Annotated in this window: 5 protein-coding genes; 3 read left to right on the top strand and 2 right to left on the bottom strand. The window is 62.7% G+C overall.

Going from position 1 to position 8,213, the window contains the following annotated elements; genetic code table 11:
* From H5U38_15495 to H5U38_15485, 3 genes are all read left to right on the top strand, one after another.
* Positions 1 to 926 (top strand): C39 family peptidase (locus H5U38_15495; protein ID MBC7188429.1); only part of this gene is annotated, 926 nt, incomplete at its 5' end.
* A gap of 408 nt (positions 927 to 1,334) precedes the next feature.
* On the top strand, positions 1,335 to 2,009 hold the full coding sequence (locus H5U38_15490) for a hypothetical protein (GenBank protein ID MBC7188428.1): 675 nt from the start codon (positions 1,335 to 1,337) through the stop codon (positions 2,007 to 2,009).
* A gap of 57 nt (positions 2,010 to 2,066) precedes the next feature.
* Complete coding sequence (locus H5U38_15485; GenBank protein ID MBC7188427.1) at positions 2,067 to 3,764, top strand: transglutaminase domain-containing protein; 1,698 nt, start codon at positions 2,067 to 2,069, stop codon at positions 3,762 to 3,764.
* A gap of 85 nt (positions 3,765 to 3,849) precedes the next feature.
* Here the strand turns inward: H5U38_15485 and H5U38_15480 are convergent, their stop codons facing one another.
* Positions 3,850 to 5,298 carry a M48 family metalloprotease gene (locus tag H5U38_15480; protein ID MBC7188426.1) on the bottom strand — a complete coding sequence of 483 codons (1,449 nt, stop codon included), beginning with the start codon at positions 5,296 to 5,298 and terminating at the stop codon, positions 3,850 to 3,852.
* A gap of 197 nt (positions 5,299 to 5,495) precedes the next feature.
* Positions 5,496 to 7,838 carry a M28 family peptidase gene (locus H5U38_15475; protein ID MBC7188425.1) on the bottom strand — a complete coding sequence of 781 codons (2,343 nt, stop codon included), beginning with the start codon at positions 7,836 to 7,838 and terminating at the stop codon, positions 5,496 to 5,498.
* Positions 7,839 to 8,213 lie beyond the last annotated feature (375 nt).

Raw genomic sequence — 8,213 nt, 5'->3', positions numbered from 1 at the left:
TGAAGCGCCTGGCCGTAAGCGTGCCTTCGCCTACGCTGCGGCTGTTGTCATTCGTGGCGAGCGACAGTCGCACGACTGCCGAATTCGACCTGAGCGTTGCCCTCGCCGACCGCCCCCCGGCAATCTTCATTCCCACCACCTTTCTGGCGCAGTACAAGATTTCCAGTGAGTTCGGCGGTAGAATTTGCTCACCGACCACCGTGGCCATGATCCTGCTCAGCTACGGTATTTCGGTCGATCCGTTAGCTTTTGCCTTGGACACCTACGACCCCTACTGGGGGATTTTTGGCGTCTGGCCGCGCGTGGTACAGAATGCGGCTGAGCACGGGCTGCGGGGTACCGTGGCACGCATCCGCTCCTGGAGCCAGGCCTACGAGGTGCTGGCCAGAGGCGGGCGCATCGGCATGTCGGTGGGCCCACCCCTGTATAGCGGCCACCTGATGATGTTGGCCGGCTTTACCGCCAACGGTGACCCCATCGTGCACGACCCGGCACGCAGCTCTGACGGCTATGCGCACGTCTTCAACAAGGCCGACCTCTCGAGGTCATGGTTCGAGAAAGGGGGTGTGGCCTATGTCTTCTCCGGCATCGATGTCCCCTCGACGCCTGTCCTGGTGTCCGAGCAGGCCACGAGCGGCGCGCCGGCAAGCTTTGTGCTCTATCCTGCCTACCCCAACCCATTCTCCTTGAGCCAGGACAAGAGCGGCGTCACTTTGCTGTTTGACGTGCCCGCGCCCGAGGTGGTGACCGTTTCTGTGTACAATGCCATGGGCCAGCTTGTGCAGCAACTTGCCGCCCAGGAGTACGCCGCCGGTTTGCAGACCGTTCGCTGGCTGCCTGACCAGCAGGTAGGGCCTGGCGTGTACTTCCTGCGCGTGGCCGGACCACGGCAGGTCGCCACCGGCCGTTGTGTACTCATCAGATAGGGCGCGCTTGCTCCTGGCTGCGGCGGGTGCGGTCCCCATCGCACCGGAAGGCAACCACACGGTCGCAGACCAGGCGTCGCGGCCTGAGCATTCTCGCGGGATTACCCTCGGGCGCGCGAACCGTCCCCAGGCCCGAAGAGATGCTCTCCTGGCGGGGGAGGAGCTGCCTGGCCTGTCGTCAGCCTGCTCAGGGGGCTTCCCATCCGGCGGGATGTGCCCGCACCGGACCGGTCTGTTCCGCTGGCGCATGACCAGTTTCCCCAGAAAGAGAATGGGCCTTGAATTGCTGCGGCCTTCGCCGCTCCTGGCCCGTGGCATGATGTGCGCTACGTATCTCTCAAGCCTGCACATTTTGCTTGCTTTTCACGGCAGGATTTCGTAACATGCAGGCGTACAAGGGTGGAGCAGATGAGCCAAGGGAACGTCACGCTGGTGGTCGCGCCGCAAGTGGCTGGCTGGGTGAGCCTGGGGGTATTGCACTTCGTTGAGGTCGTGGTGACCAGCAGATCGGCGGAACTGTGGCAGGAGCTGCAATCGCTGGGCGAGGAACTGCAGAGGCGCTTCCACAACCCAGACGGCGCCCTGCCTGCGCTACAGCCGGCCCGAGCCCTTTATCGACGGATCGGGTTAGATCCTACCAAGAACCGGCCTTCGTCGGAGGCGCTCTTGCGCCGCGTGCTCAAAGGGATGGAGCTCTATCAAATCAACACGGTGGTTGATGCCTGCAACCTCTGCTCCTTGCGCTTTCTGCTGCCCATAGGGCTGTACGACGTGGCGGCGATAAAGGGCCGCGAGGTCGTCGCGCGGCTGGGGCTTCAAGGGGAAGGGTACGAGGGGATCGGCAAAGGCTGGATCAACGCGCAAGGGAAACTGGTCCTGGTGGATGCCGAGGGGCCGTTTGGCAACCCGTCCGCGGACTCGGCCCGTACCCGGATAACCGAGAACACGCGCGAAGTGCTGATGGTGATTTTTGCCCCCGGCGGTTACTCGCTGGAGCGTCTGGAGGAACACATGTCTTTTGCCGCGCGGACGATGGCCCAATATTGTGGGGCGCGGCTCAAGGCGTCGCAGATCGTGCGCTGAGTGTGTAAGCCCTGGTCAGGAAGGGGCAAGGAAGCTCATCGGGCTACGGAGGTGACCGTGCGAAAAGGAGTCGTGGTGCTGCTGCTCGCAGCGTGTGTGGTGGGACAAAGCGCTGCGGAAAACTATCTGCTCAACGGCGGGCAGGAGTCGAAGATTGCCTACCGGCTCTCGCAAAAAGTTGAGCCCGCCCCCGGCACCAAGGCCCTCTTGCTGAGCTTTGTGGTGCCGGAAAGCTTCACCTCGCCGACCTACAACCAGGCTGTCTCGGAGTTTTCTCTCACCTTCCAGCCCGAGCCGTCTTCGCGGCAGGAGGAGGTGGATGCGCGTGGTAACCGCGTGGTGAAGGCCAGCTGGTCGGGTGCCAGAGGCCCGGTGGAGGCGAGCATTGCCATGGTAGCGGTGACCAAGGTCACGCTCCAGCCTTTGAAGACCCAGGCCCCGTTTCCTCTGGTGGGGTTGCCCGCTGAGGTCGGGGTGTACCTCAAACCGAGCGGTCAGGTGCAGAGCGGCGACGCCGCCATCGCCGCCAAGGCACACCAGCTGACCGACGGTGCTCAGACCGAATTTGACGCCGTGCAGAAGGTTCTCTCCTGGGTGGTGGACCACATGCAGTACGTGACACCGCCAGTGCAGTACGACGCGCTCTATTCATTCCAGAGCGGCAAGGGCAATTGCCAAAACTACTCGCATCTGGCTGCGGCGCTCCTGCGCGCCGTGGGAGTGCCGGTGCGCATCGTCAATGGCGTCACCCTCAAGCGCCCATACGACGTGAAGCTGCCCGATGGTACGCTCACCATGCGCATGGGCCAAGGGAGGCACTCGTGGATCGAAGTCTTCTTCCCCGACCTGGGTTGGGTGCCTTTTGACCCTCAGCAGACCGAGCTCTTTGTCAGCAACCGCTTCATCCGCATCGAGGTGGGCGTGGACAACGAGGAGACCATCAAGGATGGCTTGATTCGCTGGACGCAGTCGCAAGGCGCAGAAGGGCAGCCGCAGTGCGAAGAGAGCATCGACGCGGAGTTTGTCCAAGACCGGGTGGCGCTCAATGCCAAGAAAGAACCGCACGGTCCGCGCAACATGCTCTTCCTGCCGGAGGTGCTGGCCGTGTTCAAGCCCTACCAGGCGCCACCCCCGCCGCCCCCACCAAAGGTCATCCCCGAACAAGAGATGAAACAACTCCGCTACACGGTGCCGTTCGTCTACGGCAACCTCAACTACCCAGAGGGGGTGGATTTTATGGCGGCGCGGGGACCGGCAGTGGCAGGCGGCGAAAACGCCTTCGAAATGCGCAAGAATTTTCTGGTGGAGACGGCCGAGTACGTGACCACGCAGGCGGCGCAATACGCGCAGATGTTCGTGCTTAGCAAGCCGCTCAGCCTGCGCAGCGTGGGCCTGGCTCTGCACCGCTTTGGCGGGGACGGCACCCTGTGGGTGGAACTGTACAAGGACGACAACGGCAAGCCAGGGGCCTACATTGCCACCAGCGACATGCTCCCCGTAGGGCGGCTCTCCCTGCGTCCGGGATACCGTTGGGTGGATTTCCCCTTCCAGGGGGAGCCACCTCTCCTCTCGCCAGGGCGGTACTGGATTGCTCTCGGCTTTACCGGCAGCCCGATTGTCAACTGGTTCTTCACCTATGGCAAACCTGTGGGCCCGCCCGAAGGGACGCGCTACAAGACCATTTTCGACGAAGACTGGAGTCGCGCGCTGTCGTATGAGTTCAACTACCGTGTGCAGGGGATGACAACGCCGTAGAAGAAACGCAGCTAACTGCCCATCGCAGAAAAGAAACGGGCGAAGCACGAGTGCTCCGCCCGTTTTCGCTTGTGGGCCTTGTTATCTACTTTTCCACTACCTTGACCAGCGTGCCGGCAGGTAGCACTTGTTCCAACTCCTTGCCGTTGAGGATCGCCATGGCCGAGAGCTGGTCATCCGCCACGCCAAAGTCCTTGAGGATCTGGCGCAGGGTGGCCTGGCGTGGCGCCGCCTTCACGCGCAGGATCGCCGGCTTGACGTTGATGCGCGCCGGATCGGTGAGCTCGCGGAACTGAGCCGCCGTGTTCTGGAAAAGAGTCCTGTACTGCGCAAACCCAGCCTGAAGAGTGTAGCCGTGGAACACGAACACCATGTTCCCCTTTTGGATAAAGTGAGAGAGCACCGACAGGGCACTCTCCCCCGATACCAAATTGGTCACCAAGCGGTGGGCGGGAAGGCCGTTGACCTGCAGTGCGGTGGACTCCACCACGGTGGCGCCGGTCTCCTGCACAAACCGGTCTGCCGCTGCCTTGGGAGTGGACTCTTTAGCCAGCATGAAGAGGATGACCGCATCTTCCTGGGGCGAAACCATCTGCACTTGCGATGGCGTGTTCGCGACGTTCCAGTTTTGCGGCACAGGGAACTGGAAGCGCATGGTCGGATGATAGAAAATCCCGTCGGCCACATAGCCCTGCCGGGGATCCTCGCCGTAGATGATGCCGTCCACGCTGCGCAGGTATTTCTCGCTGTTTACCTGGTACTCCGCCGCGCCCACGGTCTTTTTCCACTGTGCTGCTAAGCTCTGGATGTTCTTGATGCGCGAAGGCGGATTTGGGTGAGTCGAAAACCAGTCGGGCAACCCCTGTGCGGAGCTGGGTTGCATGCGCTCCAGGGTGACGAAGAAATTGGCCATGTTGGAGGCGTCATAGCCCGCCTTTGTCGAGTAGGTGACGCCCAGCTCGTCGGCCTGGCGCTCGTCGTCGCGGCTAAATTTGAGGAAGAGCATGCCGACGCCAAACTCCACGTAGGGTGCGAACTTGCGGAACTCGGCAGAGAGCGCTTTGCCAACCTCCAGACCAAGGCCGGCTACCATCGCCTTGCTGTACTGCTTGGCAGTGTGGCGGGCGGTGATGTGCCCGATCTCGTGCCCCATGACCCCGGCCAACTCGGCTTCATTGTTCAGGTAAGCCAGAATGCCGCGCGTGAGATAGACGTAGCCGCCGGGCACGGCGAAGGCGTTGATCACCGGCGAATCCAGCACTTTGAACGAGTACGGCAGTTGTGGGCGGTGGCTGACCCGTGCCAACCGCTGCCCAAGGTCAGCGACATACGCCTGAAGCTGCGGGTTTTCCAAAACCCCGTAGGTGGCAATGACCTCGGCATCGGTCTGTTTGCCAAGGTTGATCTCATCCGCCTCGGTGAGCAGCATGAAATCGCGCTTGCCGGTCACCGGGTTAACTGCACAGGAGACAACTGCGGCAAGGGCGACCACAACCAGACCCAAGCGGAGGCACCGCGCGCTTTGCTCGTTCATAGCTCCCTCCCAAAGGCGAAACCTGCTTTCTGGACCCCGAACTCCACGCGAATTTAGCAACCCGCGAACTGACATGCAAGAACTTTTTTCTACCCATGCAGGCGCTCATCCTTAGCGGCCGACGCATGGCCTGGCGTATGTCCCAGCGCCCCAGGTTCCTCCACGGATTTCGGCTGCGTGAAACGGACTGGTTTTCCTTACCTTCCGCCGGTAGCGGATGTCCGCGCCAGCCTGAGGGTATCCGTGTGCGTCACCCGCGTGCGGGAGATGACGTCCGCCTCCGGCGCAGTGATCGCGATTAGCAGCGGCAATTCAGTGTAGGTGGCAGTCACGCGCCGCACCAGCATGCTCGCCCCGCGCAGCACCAGCGTGGCACGGAGATCCACCGGAGAGCTTGGCCAGGCACTCCAGGAAAAGAAGAGGCCTCGTTTGCCCTTGCGGAAAGCAAGATCCGAAACGACCGTGTCCACCCTGCCGCTGTCCGCAGTGATATTCACGGCGAGGTTGTACGGCGGGTGGGCAAAGGAGAAGCGCCAGTCAACAGTCACCGTGTCGCTCACGCCCGGGCGCACGGATTCCCTGCCCTCGATTGTCAGCCAGTCGGCAGCGAATGGCACCACCAAGGAGTCGCTGTGCACCCTGCCGGCGTAGTACCTGGACACAGTGTCTGCTTGCAGCTTCACCCCGCGCAGGTATTCGTCGCTGGCCAAGTGGAGCGCGCTGCGCTTCGCCGGGAGCCGGTATTCGGCGGTCACGCGCACCATGGGCCGCCAGATCTCGTTGTAGGCGGGCAGCCGCGAGAGCACAAACCCATACCCCACGACTGCCGCCAACGGCACCGCCCCGAAGCCAACGCGTCGTACCGACTTCAGCACCAGCGAGAGACCGGGGATGGCCCTGACCATGTACCCGAGGATAAAAAGGACCGGGGCGAGCCAGCCAACCAACAGTGCGGAGAGGAGCGTCGTCATGGCGAACGAGCGCCAGAAGGTGTCCACTGCGTAGGCGCTGTGGGCGAAAAGGCGGGCGCCCATGGGGAGCGCCTCCATCAGAAGCAGGCGGAAAAGGGGCAGTGGCGCGGCCAAGCAGAGCGCAGCCCGCAGCGGCGGCAGCGGCACGAGCACGGCCAGCGCCAAGAGCAACAGAGCCATTGCCGGGTAGAAGGCAAGCCTGGTGCTCAGAGGCATGAGCACGGCGGTCATCACGGCAAGGAAGATCAGGGCAAAACGGCTGTAGACGTAGGGGTCCTGGGAGAAACGCCACACCCGCGTGGTCTGCAGCGCGAGCCACAAACCCGCTACCGCCCAGACGCCCGCATAGCCGACGTAGGCCCAGACATGCACCACCCACGGGTGGCGCAACCCAAGAATCTCCTGCAGCAGCGCCTCGCCCGCCTGGGCACAGAGGACCACGAACACCCAGAGCACCAGGAGCTTCAGAGAGGTGAGCCTGCTACGCCGTTGGCGCGGCAGACGCAGCCGAGCACGGCGGGCGACAAAAAGCGACACAGGTGCCAACACCAGCGCGCCCACGACCACCGCAGTGACCGCCCACCAGGGGACGAAGAGAAGCCGACCACGCACCTGCCACAGCATAAACCGAGGGGAATTGGCGCTGGGTACGCCTTGGCTCTGGTAACGCAGGAGCAGCGAGTCAACAAACCGCGCATATTGAGCCAGCTTGTCCTTGCGGATGGCCAGGATGTTGTCGTGCGGCGTGTGGATCGGAGAGGTGTTCAAACCCACCGTAAAGTCGATGGCTGGCACGTTCTTGCTGAGAAAAGGCTCATGGTCCGAACCAGCCCCTTTGCCGAGGCTGTTCAGGGTGGTAAAGTGCGTGGGGTAGAAGAGCAGATCATGGCCGAGCGTGGCGTCGGCTGCAAAGGCGTCTCTCACCAGCCACTCAGGGGCCTGTGCTTTCCTGGTCTCGAACATGGGCACGATGGGCCCGTCTGCCCCGGTCATGTCCAAGGAGAGCATCAGCATTGCCTTCGGCAGGTCGCGAAAGTGCTCGGCGAAGAAGGTGGAACCCAACAGACCCCTTTCCTCGCCGCCAAAGGCGACAAACAGCATGGTGTAGCGGCGCGGGCGGTCTTTCCACACCCGGGCAAGCTCCAGGACCGTGGCCACGCCGGAGGCGTCGTCGTTGGCACCGGGCACCTCCGGTCCCGCAGAGTCGATGTGGCCGCCAATGATGATGAGCGAGTCGCTCGTGCCGCGGAACAGGGCGACGGCGTTGCCACTAGTAGTATTCAGGTGGGGGCTGGCTTGGGGCACTTTGCGGAAAGGCATGAGGTAAGCGGAATCCGCGCCCAAGCGGCGAAAGGTGGCTACTGCCCATCGCAAGGCTGCCTGCTCCGCCGGCGAGCCCATGGGCCGCGGGCCGATGGTCTCGCTCAAATGCCGAATGTGGGCGTAGATGCTATCTGCAGAAGGGCAAACCTCCTGGCCTGCAGCGTTGACGGCAAGAGATGCGACGCACACCAGAAGCAAGCACTGGGCCCGCCGTAACCACCTACGGAAATCACGCGCACGAGTCATCCCTCTGCTTCCTTTTTCCCTTGGGCAGCTCGCCACCAGTCAGAAAGCGGCCGTGGGCATCGTGGACGCTGAGTCCCTCTCTGGCTGGGGAACGCCCGAACATGGGGGTGCGCACCGGGAGGCAGTGTCAATCCTTGCCGCGGTGGCGCGCCTGCTGGGCATCCGATGGCGCGCAGGTGGGCCTTTCTGCCCCTTCCTGCCATGTGAGCTGGTGAGAGATGGTGTCGTTCCGGCCGGAAAGCGGCGTTGGACCCCGCTTCAATCCTCATTTTGCTGGATCGGCCTCCCAAACCAGACTGGCCGTTTGGCGCGAGACTGACCATTGCATCTTGTTTCAATCCTTGTTTTGCTGGATCGGCCTCCCAAACTCTGACA

The sequence above is a fragment of the Calditrichota bacterium genome (genome assembly GCA_014359355.1).
Lineage (GTDB): Bacteria > Zhuqueibacterota > Zhuqueibacteria > JANLFK01 > Oleimicrobiaceae > Oleimicrobium.
This window is presented reverse-complemented; position numbering and strand designations above follow the sequence as displayed.